Here is a 23,570-nt window from a genome sequence, read left to right on the forward strand (position 1 = left end):
TTATCCAGCTAAGTTTGCACCGTTTAATTCCGCCTAAAATCGCTTCTAATTCATGTCTATTCCGGTAAAAATCTCCGTGTTAATGTCGTTGTATAACACGGATTTTGAAGTTAGCCAACGCGCCATTAGGTCCGTTTTAAATCAAGATTTTCAAGAATTCGAATTGATTATCATCGATGATGGCAGTTTAGCGAATGATCGCGATTCCTTATTACGTTTAGTGGAAGCGCATGAAGACAAAATTGTCTACATACGTCATCGCAATCAGGGGCAGGCCGATTCGATTAATCGAGGCGTGTTAAATAGTAAAGGGGATTTCATCACCATCCTAGATAGCGATGATGAATATAAACCCAATCACTTGAGTGCATGTCTACGCGAAATGCATGACGTCGATTTGATTTGTTCGACTACCGAAACCATCGTTGACTCGCCAGAAGACTATTATGTACCCGATAAAAACGATTTGTCCAAGCATATCCATTTAGATGAAGTGATATTATTTGGGACACTATTTGGTCGGAAGCATGTATTTAATGCCATCGATTTTGAGGGTGGATTTGCGGCAGATTCCCATTTTTATGAGAAGGCATTAGCGCAATTTCCTACTAAAAAAGTGGCGCTTAAGACGTATATATACTACCGAAATAATCCCAATAGCACCTGCTCCACGGTTAAGAAAGAGAATTTAATGCTGAATATTTAATGGCAGGCAACCCAACAGATTTTCTACTGATGGCTTGTCACATCACGGGAGTTTACGATGTAAATCGAAATACTACCTTAGAACCTGATGACTACCGTTTAGTCCAAGAATGGGCAGAATCCGTTGCAGCTGCCAAAATCAAGGGAGTCATTTTTCATAATAATTTGAGTCCAAAGACCTGCGAAACCTATACCAATGCGTATGTTTCGTTTGTTGGCATTGACTACAATCCCACATTCAACCCGAATGTTTTCCGGTATTTTGTCTACCGTGACTACCTAGAAAAACATGCGCTAGAAACGCGCGGGGTCTTTGTTACGGATGTCTCGGATGTTGTCCTCGTGAATAACCCATTTGAAGATCAAAGATTTATCAATCAACCCAGCGCCATTTTTTGTGGCGATGAAGATAAACCGCTCCATAATGAATGGATGCGCGATCATGCCGCACATTTACGGGAACAAATAGCTGAATATGCAGCCTACGAAAATCGTTTTGGGCAGGACACTTTGCTCAATTGCGGCATTATGGGTGGGCATACTTCCGTCTTTATGGGCTTCCTAGAAAAATTATGTGCGTTGCATGAACGGTATAATGCCAACAATAAAACAGCTTATACCGGCGATATGGGTGCATTTAATTACTTGGCTCGGACCCAATATACGGATCAAATAATTTCGGGTCCACCGGTAAATACCGTATTTAAGTTATACGAAACGGAGCGAACGGATTGCTGGTTTCGCCATAAGTAATCGAACCTTCCCAGGATTATTTAGTTACTATTGCGAATATCCATCCTTTACTCACATGATTAAGATTGCGTTCGATTCGATTTATGCCCATGAATTGCCAGAAAATCATCGCTTTCCTATGTTGAAATATGAGCTGATTCCGGGCCAACTAATCCATGAGGGGACCTGCAGTCGGGATCAATTTTTTTCACCTACTCGGTGTTCAAAACAGCACGTTTTACTGACTCATTCAGAAGAATATGTGAATAAACTACTAAATCAGGCCCTCAGTCCAGCTGAAATCAGACGTATCGGTTTTCCTCAATCCCCCGAATTAGTCAATCGCGAACTTATTATCACACAAGGTACAATTGATGCCTGTGGATTTGCCTTCGAAAATGGCATTTCGTTAAATGTAGCAGGTGGTACACACCATGCATTTGCAGATCGAGGAGAAGGATTTTGTCTACTCAACGACATGGCCATCGCGGCCAATTACCTGCTGTCGACGAAACAAAGCAAAAAAATATTAATCATTGACCTAGATGTACATCAAGGAAATGGTACCGCAAGTTTGATGCAACAGGAGCCGAGAGTCTTCACATTTAGTATGCATGGTGGGTCCAATTACCCCTTTCATAAAGAGCAATCGGATTTGGATATTCCCTTAGCGGATGGAACAGATGGGCCAACCTATTTAGCGATTTTAAGCGATGTACTACCCAAACTTTTCAAGGAAGTCCAACCTGATTTTGTATTTTATTTGTCGGGCGTAGATATTCTAGCAACCGACAAATTAGGCAAATTAGCCGTGAGTCTAGAAGATTGTAAAATGCGGGATCAGCTTGTATTCCAACAAGCCAAATCGCACGGAATTCCGGTCGTAGTAGCTTTAGGAGGCGGCTATTCGCCCGATATCAAAGTGATCGTTGACGCACATTGCAATACCTTCCGTCTTGCCATGGATATTTTTGGTTAATTGGGTTTAGAAATTTTCTACTTAATTTAGTTTGTAAACTAGCTAGCTTACACCTAGTTATCCTCAACCTATTTTATAACCCCATGATACGACTATCTAGTTTTTCAGGAATGATTCATGCCACCTTCAAAGGTCTAATGCTAATTTTCTTTTTAACTGGAACGCTGGAAGCACAAAACCTCCGTGTGGGGGCAGCGGTCAGAGTTATAACACCAAACCCCTTATTGCCTGTCTCCGGCGGTATAGGAATTCCACATCCTGTAACTGAAAAACGAGGGGATTTATTTGCTCGAGCCATGGTATTTGAACAAGGCACGGAACGTTTTGCCATCGTAAATGTCGATAACTTAGGCTGGACCTCTGTGCTAGGAAATCGTTCACGCGCACGCATCAAAGGCATTCGACCTGAAAATGTTTTGATTGGCGCTACGCATACACACAGTGCGCCGGATGCCTATGGATTTCCAGATGCATCGGGAAAAAGCTATGCAGATTTGGCGTATTTAAATTGGTGTGTTGACCAAATCGCTGAAGCTGTAAATGAGGCGTCGGCCAACTTACAACCTGCTACATTGAAAGTTGCCATGGGCGAAGCGCAAGGTAAAATTGCCTATAATTATTATGCCCCAGCGCTATATGATCCACGTTGTGGAATCATTCAGGCGCTGGCAAGCTCGGGTCCTCGAGCAGGAAAGCCTATTGCAACGTTGGTCAATTATGCTGTGCATCCCGAAGTTTTGGGTAACTCTAGAGGTATTTTAAGCCCAGACTTGATCGGACCGATGTATCAAAAAATCGAGTCAACCATTGGCGGGGTCGCCTTATTTATGAATGGTGCACAGGGAGGTATGGTCACGGCAGATACGCGTTTAACCTATGTAAAAGAAGGCGAACAACAGAAAGAGGCGAACACCTGGGAGGAATGTATTCGAATCGGTGAACTTTTAGCGGTGGAAGCGATGCGCATCGTTGACAAGGCTCCTGTCCTAAAAAATCCAACAATCTATTGTACCTCTAGAAAATTGGAATTTCCCATTGATTCCGAAATCATGCGTTATATCCTGCAAAAATCACCTTTGAAATATGAGGTGACTAAGGAGAATTTCGTAACGACTCAATTGAATCTGTTGAATATTGGACCTGCACAAATTTTAACTGTTCCCGGAGAGGCCTTACCCAATGTGGGCTATTATGTCAAACGAAATATGCACACCAAAATGCCTTTCCTTTTTGGCTTAACAAATGACGCCTTTGGATACATGCTCGCTAAAGTCGACTTTAATTCTTTCAAACGCTATGATTATATCACGCAAACGTCTCTGGGAGAAATGACCGCAGAAATTTACATGGAACAAGCGATTAAACTAGTTAAAGAGAGTCCTAAACCGCAGGACCAGTAGTTTATCAATTGACGTTTACATCACATTCAATCAAGCACATACGTGGTAAAATATCCAGTGAGATGAAAAAAATAATGAGCCTTCTTTTAGTGGTTATCAGCACCTATTGTTTGGGTCAAAAAAATGCAGGCCAACCTGTCTATGTCGATAAACCATTCAACCAAGATTATAGTATTAAATATTATAATCAAGATAAATCACCTCTCAAGTCAGCCTTTGCTGACCGCAATGGGGCCATCAAAATTTTGAGTTCGACGGGATTAATGCTACCCCACGATGGTGCCTTTTTATATCCGGGAAGCTTAAGGCCGGACCAACGAAACCGTACAAGTAGCCACAAAAAAATACAAAGCATAACGGTATATAAAAATCAATTTGTTTTCATGGACGACAAGGCAATTTTTAGTCACGCTTGGGCCGGCACACTGTATGCCAAACATGAGCTGGCAAATGCCAATATCCTCGCCGGAGGAACCGACTTCACCTTTTTAATCAGTGATGGATCGGAATTACATTTGGTCAATAAATCCAAGACAGTATTCAAAACGCGAATAGCCAACGATACCATTCTGTCCATTCGGCATGAACCAAAGGGTGGTTATTTTTGGGTGTTAACGAATCAAGGCTTGTATCGATTTAATCCGGCATTAGGGCAGTTGGCACCATGGATTTCCGGAACGAATTTCACTGCGTTTGACGTACATGCTTCTTTAGGGATTATTGGCACAACGGATGGTTACTTCTCCGTTGATTTAGTGAGCAAAAAACAAGGGGTACTCCAACAGAAAATACCGGTAAAAGCAATAACGGCGGTAAAAATCATTGCGGATAAAGTTTGGTTTGGTTCGACAAATGGTGCGTTTGCCTTACGCAAGGATGGCAAATTCGATTATTATCAAGGAGAGCGATGGCTTCCAGGCAACCACATTGATGCCATCGCTGAAGGTCCTAAAAATTCCGTTTTGATAGTTACCAATGGAGGTTTAGGTCAAATTTGTTTTAAGTCGATGACCTTGCATGAGAAGGCTTTATACTATGAGGCACAAGTTCGGGAGAGACATATCCGACATGGATTTAATGCCTGGTTGAGCGGAATGGATCATGGAAATATTTCTACTGGGTATTTGTCAGATTCAGACAATGATGGTTTATGGACCTCCATGTATTTGGGCGGGGAGATTTTTCGGTATGCTGTGACGAAGGAGCCAGCGGCATTAGAAAACGTGCGCGAAGCGTTTGAGTCGATGGAAAGACTCTATACCGTTAATCCTGTTCCGGGGTTCCCGGCACGTTCATATGAAAGACGCGGATTTATCGAAAAGTTATCAGATCCAGAACGCTGGCAGCATTCACCTGAACCTGAGTGGGATTGGAAATCGACGACCTCCTCGGATGAGGTAATTGGCCATATTTTTGCATTTGGTGCCTTAGCAGAATTGGTACAGGTACCTGATTTACAAAAACGGGCTATCGTCTTGATTGACACCGTGATGTCGCATATTGTTAAAAATGATATGTATCTCATCGACTATGATGGAAAGCCAACGTTGTGGGGAAAATGGAATCCGAAATATGTAAATGGTTTTTCGATTCACATTGGAGATCGCAAGCTCAATTCATCGAATATCATCGCCATGTTACAAACTGCGTATCGGTTCACAAAAAAGCCCATGTACAAGCAGAAGGCATTTGAGCTGATGGCAAAATATGGTTACTATGAAAACTTAATGCGGCCTATGAGTCAAATTGGCCAGGCTCCTACCGATGCGGATCCATTTGCCAAAAACCTTTCGGACGGCTGGAATCATTCCGATGACGAGATGTATTTCGTGGGCTATTGGGGTTTATACCGGTATGCATTTAATGATACCTTGCGGGCAAGTTTCAAGAAATCCATCCTGGATCATTGGGAAATGGAACGACCTGAAAAGGAAGGAGCATGGAATATTTTCACAGCACTTACAGGGGCGAAAGCATTTGATTTGAATGAGGCAGCTTGGTATTTGCGTGAACATCCACTTGATATGGTAGATTGGTCAATTCAAAATAGCCACCGAAATGATATCGAAAAATTAGCCCCCAATTTCAGAAATCAAATGACCAAAGAAGTGCTACCCCCTGATGAAAGACCGATTCAACGCCACAATGCGAATATGTTTACGCTGGACTATACCCGTAGCAACGGGACTTCTGAACATAGTGCAGGTGACATTTGGTTGTTGCCCTATTGGCTTGGACGCTATTTACAGGTGATTAGTGCGCCGGTAGGTGGGAAATAGTTAATGAATTGAATCTACATTACCTTGTTGGCTAAAACACTTGAAGTCCAAAAAATTACTTAAATTCAAATTTATTCTAGAGAATTGGCCATCCTCTTTGTAGAATTAGCTCTTGATTATAGGCTGAAACCGATTCTTGATTATGGATATGAATTCAACTTTAAATAAAAATCCTGCAAAGCTTCCTAGTGCATACGATGCATTTTTGAAAGATAATTTTGATTTAAAACCCCTATTAGAATCTCGAAATAAAACGGTTGATGTTAAAAAAACATTAGCCAAATACACGGGGGAATTTGGGTATAAACAGAAAAGGCATTTACTCAATAGAGTATTGGTAGGCTATGCAGAACGCCACATGAAAGATCTGGATGGATTGAGTTTAGATCAGGCCATTGATTTAATTTTCAAGAAACCAGATTTCGGAGAGCCTGTCAACAATTACTACCATGATTTTCCGCCAGAAGCTTACAAGAAAAAATACTTAGTAGATGATGTAAAGCCTGGGGAACCTTTCATCAGTAAACCTTATTCGAAACAAGAAAGAGAAGGATTTGTCCCTGAATTCGCTGGAGCGGAAAGATTGGGGGCGATTGATTCATGGGTTTATACCAGTATTTATAATCAACCTACCTCTGTAGGATGGAGGCTCTTTTTGTTTTTTCATACACTCGTGCCATTTAAAGATGATGGGGGAAGACAAAAATCTACCTATTATAGCATGAAATTAACGTTTGATGCGGCATGGAGAAGTTATAAAGATTACATAATCGATGTTACGCTTTCTGAACGAATGCTTGAATTGCTGAATCTGAGATACAGCAAAAAAGAAGCTCCAGACGAAAATTTTGCACGTGAAATTCAAGAATTATTCACGGTAGGTAAAAGGCCTTTTTCCAAATTCACTGAATCTGATGTGAAAGCAGCCGCCAGATTATTTGTTGGCTGGGATTCAATGTATTGGGAAAATATAGTTGGCGAAGGTTATGTAACGAAAAACAACTACAATGAATTTAACCATGACACGGGGGACAAACAATTCTCCAAATTCTATGGGAACCGCTTGATTAAGGGTAAAACCGGCCAAGATGGAGGGTTGATTGAAATGAAGGAGTTCTTCGACATGGTATTCCAAACAGAAGAGGTCGCCATTCACCTATGCAGAAGATTAGTACAATTCTTTGTCTACCCGGTTATCAATGTTTACGTAGACGAGAATATCATCAAACCCATGGCCGAGGTTTTGAGGAAGAGTAATTATTCGTTGGCAGAGGCATTAAAAGTATTATTAAAAAGTGAATATTTCTTTGCAGAGGAATTTTACAATTCCATGATTAAATCACCGATGGAATTTTCCATGGGGATGTACAAGGAATTTGAAATATTAAAAGGACATGTAGGCTATGATAAATTCAACACATTTTTTGACGAGGACAAAAAGCAGTTTGATTCCAAATATTTGGATCCAATTTACCTAGCATACCGTATTTTTTCACAAGTAAAATTTCATTCCATTGGCAGGCAAGGATATTCGATTGGAAATCCGCCAAGTGTTTCCGGCTGGCAAGCGTACTACCAAGAACCAGTCTATGACTTGATTTGGATTAATTCTGATTCCATTAAAAGACGTAAAGAATTAGGCGAGGCAATTGCCAAAAATGGACTCGATTTCTTTGATCGACCTAAAGTACGTTTTGACGTGAACTTACTTCTCAAGAAAATCAAAGACCCAAGCAATATCAATTCATTCATTCGGGAATTGGCTTTTCTTATTTTAGGTGTAGAAATCAATGAAAAAGCATTTTTGCGAATTAAAAAATCCATTTTGGGGGACAACTTTCCAGATTACTACTGGTCAGATGCTGTTAATTCATTTCAAAAAAACCCAAATAAAGACAACTTCAACGTTTTATATATACGAGTTGGACAGATATTATCTCAAATATTTGACTTAAATGAAATTCATGTTTTTTAGATGAAAAGAAGAGACTTTATACATAATTTTTCTCATGCACTAGCTGCCAGTACGATGATGCCTCATTTATCGTATCTGGACGCATCTAAGAAATATTCTCTACTTGAAAATACGGTAGAACCTGGCAAAATATTAATTGTATTGCGTTTCGATGGGGGTAATGATGGACTCAACATGATTACGCCGATGGACCAATATGCTAACCTGAATAAGGTCCGCCCCCATGTGATCATACCCGAAAAGAAATTAATTCAACTTGGGAAAAACGATTTAGCCTTTCATCCGGAATTTAAGGATATGAAAATTCTTTTTGATGAAAAAAGAATGAAAATTATTCAGAATGTTGGTTATGCGAGTCCAGACTTGTCACATTTTAGGTCCTCCGATATTTGGCAATCGGCATCCGATTTTAATGAGTTTGTTTCATCAGGTTGGTTAGGTAGATTAGCCGAACATGAGCACCCAAATTTCCCAACCGCCTATCCCAATAATAAATTCCCTGACCCTTTGGCGATTGAATTAGGTTATTCGAATTCATTATTGCTAACTGGCAAAACCACTTTTCCAGGATTTATAGCCGGAGACCCTCAAAATATCAATGAAATTCTGAATGAATTTGACACAAACTACCCAAGTACCTACGCAGGCGATAAACTAAATTACATTCAGACCATTGCCAAACAGTCAAACTTATACAGCACTGTTGTTAAAAAGGCTTATTTAAAAGGAAATCACTCGGTCAAATTCCCGGATACTGAACTTGGAGGTCAGTTTTATCAAATGAGTCGGTTAATCCGCGGAGGATTAAACACCCGAGTATATCATGCAATTCTAGGAGGATTTGATACGCATGATTCGCAAGTACTTCAAGATGATCATACACAAGGCAACCATGCGAAACTCCTCAAAACGGTAAATGATGGCATTATTGCCTTAATGAAATGCTTAGATGAAACAGGGGATTCTGACCGAATTATGTTGGTCACATTCTCCGAGTTTGGTAGAAGAATTGTTTCTAGGTCAACGAATGGGACAGATCATGGAACGGCCTTCCCGATGATGATTTTTGGCAACAACTTAAATGCGAATGTATTAGGCAAAAACCCTAAGATAGATCCTAAAATCACGTGGGAAGATAATTTAGAAGCTGAATTTGACTTTAGACAAATTTATGCCTCCGTCATTGAGCAATGGCTAGGGGGAAATGATGCGACCTTGAAAAATGTATTAACCAAGAGTTATACCCAAGTAGGCCTGACCAAAGCATATGCAGATGACGACATGGATGGGATATTGGATCGGGATGACAAATGCTTAAATACGCCTATCGGTGCGATGGTTGACACCAATGGCTGTGAAGTTTTTTCCTTAGCTCCAGATGCTATTTCAGTTATAGCAAGCTCAACTTCATGTATAGGTCAAAAAAATGGCGCGATCACCATTAGTACTTCCAACAAGAATTTCGACTATACCTTATCGATTGGTGAAACCAGTGCAGGGGTGTTAACCAAGGCAAACAATTATACGCAAAAAATTGAAAATCTGGCCGTTGGAACATATTCCATCACCATTCGAGTAGAAGGTAAGCCTTCCTACGAGCGAAAATATGAAGTTAAAATAAGTGAACCTCAAGCGCTCAATGCGGTCACTTCAGTAGATTCCGTGACAGCAAGTTTGAATCTGAACCTGAAAGGGGCTGAAACGTATTTCATCAATTTGAATGGGATTTCAACGGAAACGGACAATTCAAAAATCAACTTGCCCTTACAAAAAGGGCTCAATACGCTACGAATTACGACCACGAAAGAATGCCAGGGGGCTTACAATCAAGAAATATTTTTGTCGGAAGAGACTAATATCTTCCCGAATCCAACACCAGGTCCAGCCAAAATTTTCATTCCTGGTAACGACTTTGTTGTGGACATCAGTATCCATTCGATGCATGGCACAAGCGCCATGCAAACAAGGCATAATATACCGATGAACCGATTAGTTGATGTAGACCTGAGCGATTTGAGCGCAGGAATGTATTTAGTTAAAATGAGTGGCAATACGGTCAGAACAACGTGTAAATTGATAAAATATTAATAGATGAGAAACCTTATTTACCTTGTATGGATTGGTTTATTTGTCTTAGGATGCTCTAAAGAGGATTCGGCAGATCCTATGCCTGTAACACCTCCTCCGATTTTAGAAATTGGAGAAATGAATTTAGAAATTCCTGAAAACAACAAAGATTGTGAAACTGGCACTATCACACAGGATAAGGCTGAAGTGGAATTTAAATGGAAAGCCGCTCCGAATGCAACTAAGTATGAACTTCAAGTGACCGATATCCAAGAAGCCAAAGCGACCAAATTCCCAGATATCGTAGGTACTAAAAAAACGATCTCATTATCTCGTGGAAAATCGTATTCCTGGACGATAACGGCAGCTAATACGGGCACCAAAACGGTTACATCTGCTCAATGGAAATTCTATTTATCCGGAGAAGGTAAAGCCAATCGAGCTCCCAATGCAGCAAAAGCAATCTCACCTGTTCCGGGTTCTACGATAAGTGCGAATGCTGCTGGCAACGTTAAATTTGACTGGTTGGCTCAGGACCCCGACTCGGATGTTCTCAGTTACACCATCCGCATCGACACACTATCAGCAAGTACTCAAAAGTATGCAGGCAATTCATTTGACACCAAGAATCCATTTTACGAAGTGAAGTTACAGCCCGGCAAAATTTACTACTGGTCGGTGGTTGTAAAAGACCAATCCATCGCTGTCAAATCAGATGTATTCACGTTTAAGCTCAAATAAATTTCGGCAAGCGCATTTTATTTGCGTGCCTGCTGAAACTTCTTAATCTTCATGGATTGTTTGTAAACGATGTAATAAGTAGGATCAAACCGGTATTGACTAACGGCAAGAATGGGTAAGGTGGCTCGATCAATGGAGTCTCGAACCAATTGTTGTTTTTCATGACTCATCCAAAAGGACCAATAATGAGGATTTAGCTTGTTGCCATACACCTTCTCATAAACTGAAGGCCAAACTTTCAATCTATTATTTATTGAAATCAAGCGTTTTAAATTTTCAGCAATAACTGAAGAGTCTTTGGGTAACACAAAGGAATGCTCAAACAACTCGCGTTCTAAAAACAGTTTATTTCTTTTTTCTACAGAAGAAACCTTAACCAAATCATACATTTTCACATAGCCTAATTCACTCGAAATACGACTATTTCGCTCTTCGACGACCCGCTTATATTCCTTTTTGCTAAGTCCCTCAGGTAGCTTAGTATATTCCTGAACAATATATGCAGGCAACGTACAAGAGGCTAAGGACCAGGCCAATACAAAACAAACAAGGTAACTTCTCAATCGCATTGACCTATTTATTTTCAAATAGCTGATTAAACACCATCTTAAATGTATGATGCGTTTGTGCTCTGAACGTAACCTCAGGACCGTAGACGAATAAGTTACCTTTGCCCACTTTCGCTTGAAAAGCAGCAATGCCATCCTTTAAATACGTCTGACCAAAAGCCCATCCGCTTCGCAAGGTTTTATCTGATGCATACCACGCCAATGGAATTAGATTACCATGCGCAATCGCCTCTGCGGATAAATGAAACACCGGACTTGCACTGAAATAAACATCTGCTTTTGGCGTCATACCCCAGTTGGCCTCCACCCCTTCATCCACCGCAACTTGCATCACACTACCCGGGATATAAAATTTCTCACCCGGCAAATCTCGTTCTTTACCGTTAACCACCTCCACTAAGGCATTTTTAACTGGCAAATTCAAGTGGTAAGCTAGGTTCGCACTTGAACCAATCGTGATGATATCTCCCCCCGCTTCTAAGAAAGCACGCAACGATGGAATCGATTTTGCTGCGGTAATTTTACCCAATGTTTCTTGGAATTCAGCAGGAATATCAGCCTCTAAAGGTTCTCTACTCATATACTCATTCGGTGCTTCTGCCTTCACACTTGGAATAGCTCTGCTAACAAAAATGATTGCATCAAATTTAGACTTCAAATTACCTTTATCGATTTCTTTGGCAAAGACCAATTTGAAATCGAAATGATGTTGCTCTAAAATCCAGCGCAACCAACCAGATGGCATCGAACCACCATATACGTCCCAAAGACCAATGCGCTTAGCGCCTACTTTTTTCGAATCTTGTTTAGGAAGACTTGCCAAAGGCGTAATCTTCACTGTGGCCTTCGATAGGATCGATGATGCAGCTGCATTGTGTGTAACATAAAATGCGTCTTTGGTTTTGGTCACTTCAACGCCCGCTTTCAATAAGTCATTCAACAACGTAAATGAGGCATTATCTGAGGTAGGGAATGCATAGAAATTAGCCGCTTCAAACGAAGGTGTGCTTATTTGCAGTTGGCCATACGGAATCGTTTCCAACGGTGCTTGCAAGTCGGTCAATATCCGATCAAACTGAATGCCAATGGTAAAGGCAGGTGTCCAACCCGCCGAATCGTACGGACGTACCGGAGGACCACCAGGATATTGGAAATCATTCGGGTGATCTTGTGGCTCAAACATGTCGATCACGTGCGGTCGAAAAGCTTGATTGGTTTGAACAACAAACGATCCTTGCGGATATTTCTTTCCGTTGAATTCAAATGCTTTTGTTGCTTTTTCAACCCGAATTCCACTTTTCAATAAAATATTTACAAAAGCAAAACGGGTGGTCGATTGATCAGCCGTGATGATGTATGCACGGGCATCACGTGTTTCCGGATTTTTATACACGACACTAAATAAACTGTCGCTTTTCGACCTAAGATTGGTTCCTGCTATGCTGGTCAATTTCTCCACTTTATTCGGTGAAAGGGTCCAATAATCTTTGGATCCAAGCTCAATGGATTTACGACCCATTTTGTAGATATTCATCAATACCTCTTCGCGGTAGCGTGTTGCATAATTCAGCACTGCATAGTTTAGCGAAAGTGAATAGTCGATGGAATTTTTGAAAAACCATTTACGGGGTGTAATCGGGAAGGGAGTTGCCGAATTAGGAATTAATCGATTCGGAACTAAAGGAATGGTTTTGGGCGTTGGATCGCCAATGATCTCGGTCAACAGGCCAATGATATTATGGTAATAGGCGGTTGTACGTAAACCTCCATTCCACCAGGTCGAGTAAACAGAACCTGACTTCATCGTATAACCTGGTTTATCTTCCGCATTTAAACGCGAACTCATCGCAGCTCCTAAGGCATCGATTCCAGTTACTAATAATGGATCGTAGACATAGTTAAACGGATCGCGGTATGGAGGCCCGGCAACTACAGTTCCTTCTGGACCTGTTTGGTGGTGATTATAAAGAATCTGAGGCATCCACTCGATGTATTGTTGGCGCGACATGTTTGCCGACTCGCTCATATTCATCATGTAGAAATCTCGATTATTATCATGCCCGATATACTTTTCGTACAGTCTAGGCAAGAATTCCGTAGATCTTTTCAGCGTATCTTCTTTGCGCATGTACCAATCGGACACCAACTCCTGTCCATCTGGATTCGCGTGCACAAAAAGGATGATGGTATTTTCTAAGATACGCTTCGTTTCCTCATCGGTGCGCGTAGTAAACTGGTAAATGGATTCGATCCATTGGTGTATGCCCACGGTCTCTGTGGCGTGTAAGCCTCCATCGATCCAAACAACGGCTTTACCTTCTTTGGCTAGGGCCTTCGCTTCGGATTCAGAAAGGCCTTCCGCACGTGCGAGGCGTTGGGAAATAGCTTTGTATTTGGCTAAGTTCTTGATGTTTTTGGGATCGGAAACGATGACCATGTACTGGTTTCTTCCTTCTTCAGTCTTCCCGATGGATTGCAATTTTACCCGGGGCGAGGCTTTCGCTACTTTTTGCAAGTAGGCTTCGGTTTGGGTGAAGGTGGCTAGATGGTAATTATCACCGATCGAAAAACCAAAATGAGATTTGGGACTGGGCACTTGGCCAAAAATGATGTGGGATACGAATAGAAATAGTAAAGCTGTTTTTTTCATAGCGTTGATGCAGGTAAGCGCTAAAGATAAAAAAAATGCGTTAAAAACCTGACCGGAAATCTAGAATTCGAATGATCAAGTAGTTGATAATCTGGTTTTCAAAAAGGTTTTTTCATACCAGCAAGAACACGATTTCGTTTTGCCAGAAAAAAGCAAAATGGAAAATCAAATAGAAATATTCGAAAGTAAGGATGGCGTCAAATTAAGTGTAGTAGTTCATAATGATTCTGTTTGGCTAAGTCAAGAACAGCTGTCAATTCTATTTGATCGAGATCAATCCGTAATTTCAAGACACATTAATAATGTCTTCCATGAGGGTGAATTAAATCAATTTAGCAATATGCAAAAAATGCATATTGCTAAATCCGACAAACCAATTTCAAAATTTAGTCTTGATGTCATCATATCCGTAGGATATCGAGTCAAATCAAATCGTGGTACTCAATTCCGCCAATGGGCCACGCAACGCCTTAAAGAGTATTTGATTGAAGGCTTTGCGCTAAATGAGAAACGCCTCAATCAGAAAAACAAAGAAATCGAAGTACTGCACGATGGCATTCGCATACTAAGTAGGGCGATTGAGGAGAAGCTACATGCTTCTGAAGGTTTTGATTGGCTCCATCAATTTAATCAAGGATTACAGTTGCTCGATGACTATGATCACGAGGCACTAGATTCACATGGAATTCATACCGTAACGCCCTCCTATCCTAGCCTATCTGAATATCAAGAGCTTATCAAAGTGATGTGCGCCGAATTCAATTCAAAGGTTTTCGGAAAGGTAAAAGATGGTGGATTTGATAGCGCCATAAATCAAATAAAACAAGGTTGGGGACAAACCGACTTTTATCCTTCCATTGAAGAAAAAGCAGCGATGCTTCTCTACCTCATTGTGAAAAACCATGCATTTGTCGATGGGAACAAACGCATCGCTGCCGCTAGCTTCTTGTTATTTCTAGATAAAAACAAGTTACTTTTCAATGCGGCTAATAAACCTCTGATTAGCAATGATGCATTAGCGGGATTAACACTCTTTGTCGCATCAAGTAATCCCGATGAAATGTTGACAGTCAAAAAACTGGTCATGAGTGTCCTGAATAGAAATGCGCCAATTCTATCCTTATCTACCTAGTTTAATGTCCAGGTGCCGCAAACCCACTTTTCGCTAACGCATCAAATAATTTCTGAACTTTCGCTAAACCCTTCGGATCATTGATATCATAGTAGCGATATACCTCCAAATCAGTTTTATGAATACCATTTTCTTGAATCGCTCCCTGTGATTTGTACTCGCCAATAACCCAGTCGGCAACAATCTTATAACTCACTTTATCATTCTCCTTAAACCGAAATGCCCGATTCAGCGTAACGGTAGGTGTATTGGGATTGATTCTTGTTTCGGGATAGCCTTCCAATTGGGTGAATTCGGTGGGCTTACTCGTTGCCGACATAGGACTTCCGGCGATAATGATAGGTTTGTTTGGACCTTTGAAACGTTGCACCGCGCGCAATGCCATTAGCACCGAAGTCTTATGGTGGCCATGCTGCCCCGCATGCGGCAACATAGTGATGATGAAATCATAATCGCGATCGGCCAACAGCCGATCCATTCGCCGTTCCACATAGGCAATGTCCCAATTTTTACCCGAGATATATGGCTTTACATCCAAGGTATACCAGTCATCCGGTTGCTCCATAAAATAGATATTGCGCACACCCATAATTTTACCAGCATTCAAAATTTCTTGTTTACGCAACATAGGTAAATGCGTACGAGCCACAACAGAGTCCGTCAAATCCAAATTATAGTACATGGCTCCCAATTGCGAATCCGCAAATCCACCTCCGCCATCCGTCATGACAGCCATATCCACAATACCCTTTAACTCATGGGTAATCTTGAACATGGTGACCGAAAAGCCAGTCTCATCATCGGGATGCGCAGTGACTACAAGAACTTTAGGAGATTGAGCGTGTAATGATGCGGAAATCAAACAGGCTAACAGAGCAAGGATTGGAAAAGTTTTTTTCATAGGTTTATTAGCTAAGCTTTAGCGAGTTAACAGAAAAAAAAGACAATAACAAGCCGATAGTCCAATCATGAGATTTGACAATATTAACTATCTTGCAGAAACCTCTTGGATATGAAAACACTAATTTTTTGCCTACTCATCGGCTTGACCCATATTTCTTACGGACAAGCACCTTACCTCAAAGACCGATATAATTTCCCCATCGGCGCATCCATGAACCCCCGATTATTGGCAGAAAATAACGCCTATCGAAACGTGGCAATCACTGAATTTACGAGCGTAACGGCAGAAAATCACATGAAAATGATGCTAGTTCACCCCGAAGCCGATCGCTTCGATTTTAGTAAAGGGGATGAAATTGTCGCTTTTGCCAAAAACCACCAAAAACGCATTCATGGACATACGCTGGTTTGGCATAATCAAGTTCCCAAATGGATGAATGAATTTTCAGGCGATACCCAAGCCTGGGAAGCAATGCTAAAAAATCACATCCAAACCGTTGCCAAACACTATAAAGGCCAAGTGGCTGGCTGGGACGTTGTCAATGAATCATTCTTGGATGATGGGAGTTTACGGCCAACGGTCTGGTCAAAAAACATCCCCGATTACATCGCCAAAAGTTTCCAATGGGCCCATGAAGCCGATCCCAACGCCATCTTATTTTACAACGACTATGGCCAAGACGGTAAGCCTAAAAAAATGCAAGCCATATTGAATCTAGTCAAAGACCTACAAGCCCGAAATATCCCTATCCATGGACTTGGTCTACAAATGCACATCAATATTAACTCCAAAAATGAAGAACTTGTTGATGTGATTAATCAATCCGCAAAGACGGGGCTGACCATCCATTTTTCTGAATTAGACATCGCCGTGAATCCAAAAAATGATTCCACATTTGTCTACCATGAAACGGCAAAAAAGGCCCAACAAGAAAAATTTGAGCTTGTTTTCAAGGCCTATCAAGAGTTGCCTAAACACCAGCAATACGGCATTACGTTCTGGAATGTTAGCGATCGTGACTCCTGGTTACGTGGATACTTTAAAAGACCCAAAGAGTATCCACTTTTGTTTGACGATACCTACACTAGAAAGCCAATCTATTCCAAATTATTAAACTGATGAAAAATAAATCTACGACCCGCTGGGTCCTTCAAGCCACCAGCGGACTACTCCTCACCGGAAGCGGACTTTCCCTCGCCATTGATGCTGGAATGACTAAAATGCAAGGCGGAGAATGGTTCTGGTACGGAACCGGCGCATTAATTGTCTTCCAAGCAGGCCTATGTTTAGTCATCGATTCGACCCGATTTAAATGAAAAAATACGCTTGGATCGGTTTGGTTTTGATTTGTTTACATGCACAGGGCCAACAAATTACCTTCGATACTCACAAGACGTATCAGACAATGCACAGCTTCGGCGCGTCGGACTGTTGGTCCATGGCCATGATCGGGAAATACTATCCCGAAAGCAAAAAAAAGCAAATTGCCGAATGGCTGTTTAGTCTGGAAACAGATACCTCAGGTACCCCCAAAGGAATCGGACTTTCGCTCTGGCGATTCAATATCGGAGCAGGAAGTTTTGAACAAGGACAAGCCAGTAAAATCTCAAACGAATGGCGACGCTCCGAAAGTTTTCTAACTGGCAACACGTATGATTGGGAGAAACAAAAAGGCCAACAATATTTCTTGGACGCTGCAAAGAAAAACGGTGTTCCGTATACGTTGGGATTTTTGAATTCATCTCCCGTTCAAATGACTCAAAATGGATTAGCCATCGGGAGTGGAAAATTAGCTGAGTGGAACTTTAATAAAGAGAAAATAGATGCGTGGACCGATTTCATCACGAACGTTTCAAGCCATTTTCAATTCACCTACCTAAGCCCATTCAATGAACCCCAGTGGGATTGGGGACCTGGAAAGTCGGGCGAGGCTTCGCAAGAAGGGACTCCTATCAACAATCAGGATTTGGCGTGGGCGACCCGTAAACTTGCCCAGAAATTCCAACAAACAAATACCAAAACTAAGATTGTGATTTCGGAGGCGGGCCAATTGAATTACTTGGTGGATACCAAGAGCAATCGACCTGGTCAGGATGGCCAAATAGATGATTTTTTCAGCGCAAATTCCCTGAACAATCTTGGGAATGAACCTACCGTGGAAAAGGTCATCGCTGGGCATAGTTACTTTACCACATCGCCCACAAGTAGACGTGTCGCACTCCGACAGGCCGTTGGCAAAAAAGCACAAGAAGCACAAATCGATTACTGGCAATCTGAATTTTGCATTCTAGGAGATAACGCAGGTGAAATAAAAGGCAACGGAGTGGATTTAGGCATAAAAACAGCGCTCTATGTCGCCAAAGTCATCCATGCAGATATTCATGATGCGAACGCAACATCCTGGAGCTGGTGGCTAGCCGTCAGCGCGAATGACTTTAAAGATGGATTGATTTATACGTTTAATGGATCTAATAAAGGTGAAAATGACGCCAATAAGTATGACGCTGACCTGTATGATTCAAAGACTTTGTGGGCCATGGGTAATTATTCCAGATTTGTAAGACCCGGAATGAAACGTATTGAAGCTAGCATTACTCAACCCGATTGCCTGATCACCGGATTTACGGATCAAAAATCAAATGTATTTGTGCTGGTTAATTCAGGGAACGCATTTGAAATGAATTGGCCGAGCCAACATGTAATCAAAACCTACACCACGGCAGAAAATGAGAATTTGACTTTTCAATCTGTTCGCAATGGAAAAGTTCAAGTTCCTGCTTTCTCCGTCATGACCTTGGTGATGGAGGCGAATTAATAAAAGAACCTCGTATATCTATTCAAAACTAGGGATAGGAATTTTAGATATTTTACGTTTATTTGTTGGCAACCAACCAAACCTATCCCCATGAAAAAATCATTACTCTTGAGCTTCATGCTCTTTTTTTGCCTAAGTGTCCTAGCTAAGCCCACCGGCACCTATTCCTATGTTGTCGAAGGATTCGACTGGGGCGCGGGTGTTAATAAAGTAATCATTCATTTGGCTGACACCACTTCGAAAGTATCGGCATCCGAATATCAGGTTTTTGCCAGTCGGAAATCAGCCGCAGGCCCTATTGCTGATCTTCAAAATACCCGGGACATTGTTACCGCTTATGTCTCCGACGAACAAGGGAATCGCGTAAAAACAGGGAAAAACATCACGCTTGTATTAGCGGTGAGCCCAACTGCTCCGATCACTTCTCCTATTCAATACCTGCGCAGTAAAGGTAATGTCTGGGTCGATTATGCGATGACGGTGATGCATACGAAAAGCCAACAGATTTGGGATACACCTGAGCGCAAAATCATGCCTTTGGTCGATCAATTTGACTTGACAGGAAAGTTTACATTTAATGATAAATTAACCATGTCGTACGCGTCCTATGCACCAAAAACAACTAAAGAGAAGTCGCCACTGGTGATTTGGTTGCATGGTGGCGGTGAGGGCGGCACCGATCCAACGATCCCTTTACTGGGCAACAAGGCAGCTAATTATGCGTCTGAAGGAATTCAAGCGATATTTGATGGGGCCTATGTTTTATCTCCACAATGCCCGGGCGCTTGGATGCACAATGAAAAGGGCGTTGGCACCCAAGGAAAAGACAACGATATCTATAACGAAGGATTAATGGCCTTGATTAAGGATTATGTCAAAGCCAATCCGAAAATTGACGCCAACCGCATTTATGTAGGCGGTTGTTCAAATGGTGGGTATATGGCCTTGAAATTGATTTTGTTGTACCCGGATTATTTTGCGGCGGGATACATCAGTGCGTTGGCATATCGTTCTGAATATATTGCTGACGCGGATATTCAGAAAATCAAGCAAGTACCTATGTGGTTCGTGCACTCCAAAGACGACATGACGACCATTCCCAAGCTGACCGTTGAACCCGTTTTCGATCGCTTGCGTGCGGTGGGTGCGAAGAATGTCCACTTTACCTATTATGATCATGTGAATGACATCACGAATTTTTATGGTGGTAAAGGCTTCCAATACAATGGCCACTGGTCGTGGGTATATTTACATGAGAACTTACCACGAACTGATTTAGATGGCTCAGCAGTTCGCGTCAACGGGAAACCTGTGACGATTATGGAATGGCTGGCAGCCCAGAAAAAAGGTAAATAAAATAGAAGGCAGCTCGCGAGGGCTGCCTTTTTTAGGCTAGTTCCTTTAATGCACGAACTAATTGATCTAAATCCTGGGTGCTTGTAAAAACATTGGGCGTAATCCTGCAACCATGAACACCGTTTCCATCGATGGCTACGGTGTAGATCTTATACTTTTCCAAAAGGGTCTTCGCTAACTCGGCTGGTTTCAGTTGGCTTACTCCCACATTTGCAATCGCACCATGGCGCTTAGAATCCGCAGGCGTATTTACCTGAATTCCGGGTATGCCGCGTACTTGACTGGTCCAATATTGCTGTAAATAACGAAGGCGTGCTTCCTTTCGAGCTGGGCCTAATTGGCGATAAAAATGTACCGCGTCTTGAATCGCCAAATGGGTGTGAACAGGATTTGTCCCGAGGTGATTTAAACGTTCGATACCTTTGGCAGCAGCCTCATTTTCCGCAAAAACAGGCCATATTTTGGATACATGTTCAGGTTTGACATATAGCATCCCCACACCAAGTGGCACAGCTAACCATTTGTGCAAACTGGCGCCATAGTAATCACATTGTAAATCGGGCAGATTAAACTCGAAATGCGCCACAGCATGGGCGCCGTCGACCATCACCTCTACCCCTTTCGCATGAGCCATATCGCAAATTTTACGAATGGGAAGGATTTGTCCCGTCACATTGACCATGTGGCAGACCATCAATAGTTTCGTTTTTTCGGTGATTGCATCTGCGTAAACCTGGACAATTTCCGCATCATTTTTCGGATGTATGGGGACAGATACTTTTTTTAAGATCACACCATGCCTCCGCGCAACTTGGTCAAACATATCCTGCATAGCGCCATAATCCTGAATGGCAAAAACTGCTTCATCCCCTGCTTTCCAAGGATATCCGCCAATAATCATATCCAGGGATTCGGTCGTATTCCGCGTTAAGATCAGGTCATCGGGAGAACAGTTTACTATATCGGCAACGAGTTTACTCATTGCCTTGCGGTCGTCAAACTGCTTGGTGCGCATGTAATATGCCCCATGGTAGTTTACTTCGCGAATATGTTGGAGATGTTTTTCAAGTATTTCCTCAGGTAGGATATTGTAATATCCACTTTCCAGATTGATGTAATCAGGTTTAATGCGATAGGCTTTCCGAACTTGTGCCCAAAATTCCTCATCTTCCGCAGTGGCCGGTTGGCGCAATAGCTCAGCCAACGATGGCATGAGGCTTAAACCAAGGGATGATTTGAGGAATTGGCGTTTGTTCATTCGATGTTTCGAAAATATAATATCAGAAAATCACTCTTTACTTACCTTAATAACTTGGTTCTCTTGATTCGATTTTGAACTTAATAAAAACAGATAATTACCCTTTGGCAAGAAGGACAAATCAACTAATTCATTTTGAATTACATTTGGTTTATGACCCACCTGAGACCCAACCATATTGTAAATTTTTAGATCCGCCGCAATGCCTAGGGTTGATTTAAAATTCAATTTGACAACTTGGGTAAATGGATTTGGGATTACGATTGAGCCTGCCTCTTCTTTTGCGATAGACGTAATTAACCCTAATATAGAACCAGAAAAACCTGAAATACATCCATTTGAATCAATTGCGCGAACAGAATAATTTCCTATATCAGTGGCTTTAATTTTTTGAGTTGTTTCTCCAGGAATCAGTGTATTGTTAACATACCATTGATTTTTTGCAGCAAATGAAGAAATCAATGTATTCCCTTCACGAGAGATCGTTGGCGTTTCAGGCGAAAGCAATTGAGTTAGACTTAGCGTATCAGAGGAAATCTCACATCCTAAACTATCCTTCTTGATGACAAATAGTTTTCCGCCAACCTTAATTGATTTTGTCACCTCTGAACCTGAAATCAATTTTTCTCCTGCAAACCACTTAAATGAATCCCCCTTTTGACTATTTGTGATCAATGCTTTAGTTGAATCTCCGGAACAAAACCTTAATACAGGAACACTTAGCTGAGGCTTTATGGGATTGCAAAAAGTAATGGTTGCCTCATATAAATTAAATCCATTGGAAGGGAAAACATTACACGTTGATTTATTACAATTTTGCTCGAAACCATAAAATTTCAATTTCCCATTTACTAAAAACCCTTTAATATATGAAGGTTTTGGCCCCACGTTAAACCCATTTGTTTGACTAGCCTTATTCATCAATAAGTCTTGATCGAATTGGGTGAATTTACCTCCAGAATTAAGCCAAATCGCATATTTTAGATTTAGATAATTTTCTTTATTCGGTCCTGGCAAGCCTTTCACACTTGTTCCGTTACCCGCATGTAGAATGATATCAACCCACCCATTCCCATCCACATCACCTACCTCAAACTCCCGGAATTGAACCAGATCAGCCTGACCAACAATTGATTGTCCTGGACTTAAATTACCGTCTTTATCATTCCACCAAATCTGTACAATTCCAGCTGGCTTTCCATTTTCCAGTTGGCCTTCTGTCGCAACTGCCAAATCAAGAAAACCATCTTTATTAAAGTCTTGTGCAATAATAGATGTAGCCCCTTGGTATTTATTCGAAAAAACACCCAATTCTTTTGCTGTCTTTACAAATTGATATTTATTGATTTTTGGATTGTACGCAAAAATGGCTAAACTGTATCGCTCACTATCAGCATTAAATCCATAATCCGCCTTGATTAGTTCTGGCCGCGAATCTCCCATAAGATCTGCCATAATAATCGCACCAGCACCATGTAGTCCTGGCCAAGCTCTATCATCTGCAATTATATCTTGATTTTCAGTAAAACTACCATCCTTGTTTTGGGTGTAGGGGATAAAGTTTTCAACTCCCCAATAAAAATTCTTATTTCCATTTCTCATGGATAAAGTTCCCATATGCATCCCAACGACATCAACTAGACCGTCATTATTCATATCGCCAGTGGCCACCGAATGAAAAAATGCTTTGTCAGTGGAGATCTTTTTCTTCACAATTTTGCCTTGCTTTGTTTGTACAACAACTATTTCTCCTAATGGCCATGGTTGGATACTTTCGGTTCCAGTATTCGAGTAAGCAAATGTCCCCATCTTATCCATAAATGAATAGTTTCGGGCGCCATCCATGAGCACATCTGAATTAAATCCTTCAAATACCCAATTACCTTGTTTATTTATGAAATGCATACTAGGACTTGGCTTATCATTCCCTGGAATCGTAACCATATGTTCACTTCCATCCACAGTATAAATAACTGATTGAGTGGAAGTGTTTCCCATTTGCAATTGA

The 23,570-nt window shown here is 41.4% G+C and carries 18 protein-coding genes; 13 read left to right on the forward strand and 5 right to left on the reverse strand.

Annotated features, from left to right (window positions below; genetic code table 11):
- Positions 1-52: 52 nt before the first annotated feature.
- From U0R10_RS10880 to U0R10_RS10915, 8 genes are all read left to right on the forward strand, one after another.
- Positions 53-706: a glycosyltransferase family 2 protein gene (locus U0R10_RS10880; protein ID WP_377983998.1), complete on the forward strand. Its 654-nt coding sequence runs from the start codon at positions 53-55 to the stop codon at positions 704-706.
- Positions 706-1,458 (forward strand): hypothetical protein, encoded by a 753-nt coding sequence (locus tag U0R10_RS10885; RefSeq protein ID WP_377983999.1) that lies wholly within the window; start codon positions 706-708, stop codon positions 1,456-1,458. Before U0R10_RS10880 ends, U0R10_RS10885 begins: the two co-directional genes overlap by 1 nt.
- Positions 1,459-1,513: 55 nt before the next feature.
- A complete protein-coding gene (locus U0R10_RS10890) occupies positions 1,514-2,416 on the forward strand; it encodes a histone deacetylase family protein (protein WP_377984000.1) in 903 nt (300 codons plus the stop codon).
- Positions 2,417-2,499: 83 nt separating this feature from the next.
- Positions 2,500-3,816 (forward strand): hypothetical protein, encoded by a 1,317-nt coding sequence (locus tag U0R10_RS10895; protein ID WP_377984001.1) that lies wholly within the window; start codon positions 2,500-2,502, stop codon positions 3,814-3,816.
- 62 nt (positions 3,817-3,878) lie between these two features.
- The gene (locus tag U0R10_RS10900; protein WP_377984002.1) at positions 3,879-6,095 is read left to right on the forward strand and encodes a ligand-binding sensor domain-containing protein; all 2,217 of its coding nucleotides are present in this window, start codon (positions 3,879-3,881) and stop codon (positions 6,093-6,095) included.
- A 148-nt stretch (positions 6,096-6,243) separates the two neighbouring features.
- Positions 6,244-8,070, forward strand: a complete 1,827-nt coding sequence (locus U0R10_RS10905; protein WP_377984003.1) for a DUF1800 family protein — start codon at positions 6,244-6,246, stop codon at positions 8,068-8,070.
- On the forward strand, positions 8,071-10,158 hold the full coding sequence (locus tag U0R10_RS10910; RefSeq protein WP_377984004.1) for a DUF1501 domain-containing protein: 2,088 nt from the start codon (positions 8,071-8,073) through the stop codon (positions 10,156-10,158).
- A gap of 3 nt (positions 10,159-10,161) precedes the next feature.
- Positions 10,162-10,878: a hypothetical protein gene (locus U0R10_RS10915; RefSeq protein WP_377984005.1), complete on the forward strand. Its 717-nt coding sequence runs from the start codon at positions 10,162-10,164 to the stop codon at positions 10,876-10,878.
- 17 nt (positions 10,879-10,895) lie between these two features.
- On the opposite strand, the gene U0R10_RS10920 is transcribed toward U0R10_RS10915, so the two are convergent.
- Together U0R10_RS10920 and U0R10_RS10925 are read right to left on the reverse strand one after the other, a co-directional pair.
- Positions 10,896-11,447, reverse strand: coding sequence for a hypothetical protein (locus U0R10_RS10920; protein ID WP_377984006.1), 552 nt, complete (start codon positions 11,445-11,447; stop codon positions 10,896-10,898).
- 4 nt (positions 11,448-11,451) lie between these two features.
- Positions 11,452-14,097, reverse strand: coding sequence for a M14 family metallopeptidase (locus U0R10_RS10925; RefSeq protein WP_377984007.1), 2,646 nt, complete (start codon positions 14,095-14,097; stop codon positions 11,452-11,454).
- 157 nt (positions 14,098-14,254) lie between these two features.
- Here U0R10_RS10925 and rhuM point away from each other — a divergent pair, with 157 nt between their 5' ends.
- Positions 14,255-15,229: a RhuM family protein gene (gene rhuM, locus U0R10_RS10930; RefSeq protein ID WP_377984008.1), complete on the forward strand. Its 975-nt coding sequence runs from the start codon at positions 14,255-14,257 to the stop codon at positions 15,227-15,229.
- A 1-nt stretch (position 15,230) separates the two neighbouring features.
- On the opposite strand, the gene U0R10_RS10935 is transcribed toward rhuM, so the two are convergent.
- Positions 15,231-16,130, reverse strand: coding sequence for a PIG-L family deacetylase (locus U0R10_RS10935; RefSeq protein ID WP_377984009.1), 900 nt, complete (start codon positions 16,128-16,130; stop codon positions 15,231-15,233).
- Between the two features lie 111 nt (positions 16,131-16,241).
- Between U0R10_RS10935 and U0R10_RS10940 the strand changes: the two genes are divergently transcribed.
- The 4 genes from U0R10_RS10940 (at position 16,242) to U0R10_RS10955 (ending at position 20,304) form a co-directional block, all read left to right on the forward strand.
- A complete protein-coding gene (locus U0R10_RS10940) occupies positions 16,242-17,252 on the forward strand; it encodes an endo-1,4-beta-xylanase (RefSeq protein WP_377984010.1) in 1,011 nt (336 codons plus the stop codon).
- Positions 17,252-17,449, forward strand: a complete 198-nt coding sequence (locus U0R10_RS10945; RefSeq protein WP_377984011.1) for a hypothetical protein — start codon at positions 17,252-17,254, stop codon at positions 17,447-17,449. The genes U0R10_RS10940 and U0R10_RS10945 overlap by 1 nt, the downstream gene beginning before the upstream one ends.
- Complete coding sequence (locus U0R10_RS10950; RefSeq protein ID WP_377984012.1) at positions 17,446-18,948, forward strand: glycoside hydrolase; 1,503 nt, start codon at positions 17,446-17,448, stop codon at positions 18,946-18,948. The genes U0R10_RS10945 and U0R10_RS10950 overlap by 4 nt, the downstream gene beginning before the upstream one ends.
- Positions 18,949-19,038: 90 nt before the next feature.
- Positions 19,039-20,304 carry a prolyl oligopeptidase family serine peptidase gene (locus U0R10_RS10955; protein ID WP_377984013.1) on the forward strand — a complete coding sequence of 422 codons (1,266 nt, stop codon included), beginning with the start codon at positions 19,039-19,041 and terminating at the stop codon, positions 20,302-20,304.
- 31 nt (positions 20,305-20,335) lie between these two features.
- On the opposite strand, the gene U0R10_RS10960 is transcribed toward U0R10_RS10955, so the two are convergent.
- Together U0R10_RS10960 and U0R10_RS10965 are read right to left on the reverse strand one after the other, a co-directional pair.
- Complete coding sequence (locus tag U0R10_RS10960; protein ID WP_377984014.1) at positions 20,336-21,562, reverse strand: aminotransferase class V-fold PLP-dependent enzyme; 1,227 nt, start codon at positions 21,560-21,562, stop codon at positions 20,336-20,338.
- 30 nt (positions 21,563-21,592) lie between these two features.
- Positions 21,593-23,560: a T9SS type A sorting domain-containing protein gene (locus tag U0R10_RS10965; RefSeq protein WP_377984015.1), complete on the reverse strand. Its 1,968-nt coding sequence runs from the start codon at positions 23,558-23,560 to the stop codon at positions 21,593-21,595.
- Positions 23,561-23,570: the final 10 nt, after the last annotated feature.

It is taken from the genome of Aquirufa avitistagni (assembly GCF_042715545.1).
Taxonomy (GTDB): Bacteria; Bacteroidota; Bacteroidia; order Cytophagales; family Spirosomataceae; genus Aquirufa; species Aquirufa avitistagni.

Coding starts and splice junctions, on each gene's coding strand:
- U0R10_RS10920 (WP_377984006.1), bottom strand. CDS start 11,447: ATGCGATTGAGAAGTTACCTTGTTTGTTTTGTATTGGCCTGGTCCTTA.
- U0R10_RS10945 (WP_377984011.1), top strand. CDS start 17,252: ATGAAAAATAAATCTACGACCCGCTGGGTCCTTCAAGCCACCAGCGGA.
- U0R10_RS10960 (WP_377984014.1), bottom strand. CDS start 21,562: ATGAACAAACGCCAATTCCTCAAATCATCCCTTGGTTTAAGCCTCATG.
- U0R10_RS10910 (WP_377984004.1), top strand. CDS start 8,071: ATGAAAAGAAGAGACTTTATACATAATTTTTCTCATGCACTAGCTGCC.
- U0R10_RS10950 (WP_377984012.1), top strand. CDS start 17,446: ATGAAAAAATACGCTTGGATCGGTTTGGTTTTGATTTGTTTACATGCA.
- rhuM (WP_377984008.1), top strand. CDS start 14,255: ATGGAAAATCAAATAGAAATATTCGAAAGTAAGGATGGCGTCAAATTA.
- U0R10_RS10900 (WP_377984002.1), top strand. CDS start 3,879: ATGAAAAAAATAATGAGCCTTCTTTTAGTGGTTATCAGCACCTATTGT.
- U0R10_RS10965 (WP_377984015.1), bottom strand. CDS start 23,560: ATGGGAAACACTTCCACTCAATCAGTTATTTATACTGTGGATGGAAGT.
- U0R10_RS10940 (WP_377984010.1), top strand. CDS start 16,242: ATGAAAACACTAATTTTTTGCCTACTCATCGGCTTGACCCATATTTCT.
- U0R10_RS10915 (WP_377984005.1), top strand. CDS start 10,162: ATGAGAAACCTTATTTACCTTGTATGGATTGGTTTATTTGTCTTAGGA.
- U0R10_RS10895 (WP_377984001.1), top strand. CDS start 2,500: ATGATACGACTATCTAGTTTTTCAGGAATGATTCATGCCACCTTCAAA.
- U0R10_RS10905 (WP_377984003.1), top strand. CDS start 6,244: ATGAATTCAACTTTAAATAAAAATCCTGCAAAGCTTCCTAGTGCATAC.
- U0R10_RS10955 (WP_377984013.1), top strand. CDS start 19,039: ATGAAAAAATCATTACTCTTGAGCTTCATGCTCTTTTTTTGCCTAAGT.
- U0R10_RS10885 (WP_377983999.1), top strand. CDS start 706: ATGGCAGGCAACCCAACAGATTTTCTACTGATGGCTTGTCACATCACG.
- U0R10_RS10890 (WP_377984000.1), top strand. CDS start 1,514: ATGATTAAGATTGCGTTCGATTCGATTTATGCCCATGAATTGCCAGAA.
- U0R10_RS10925 (WP_377984007.1), bottom strand. CDS start 14,097: ATGAAAAAAACAGCTTTACTATTTCTATTCGTATCCCACATCATTTTT.
- U0R10_RS10935 (WP_377984009.1), bottom strand. CDS start 16,130: ATGAAAAAAACTTTTCCAATCCTTGCTCTGTTAGCCTGTTTGATTTCC.
- U0R10_RS10880 (WP_377983998.1), top strand. CDS start 53: ATGTCTATTCCGGTAAAAATCTCCGTGTTAATGTCGTTGTATAACACG.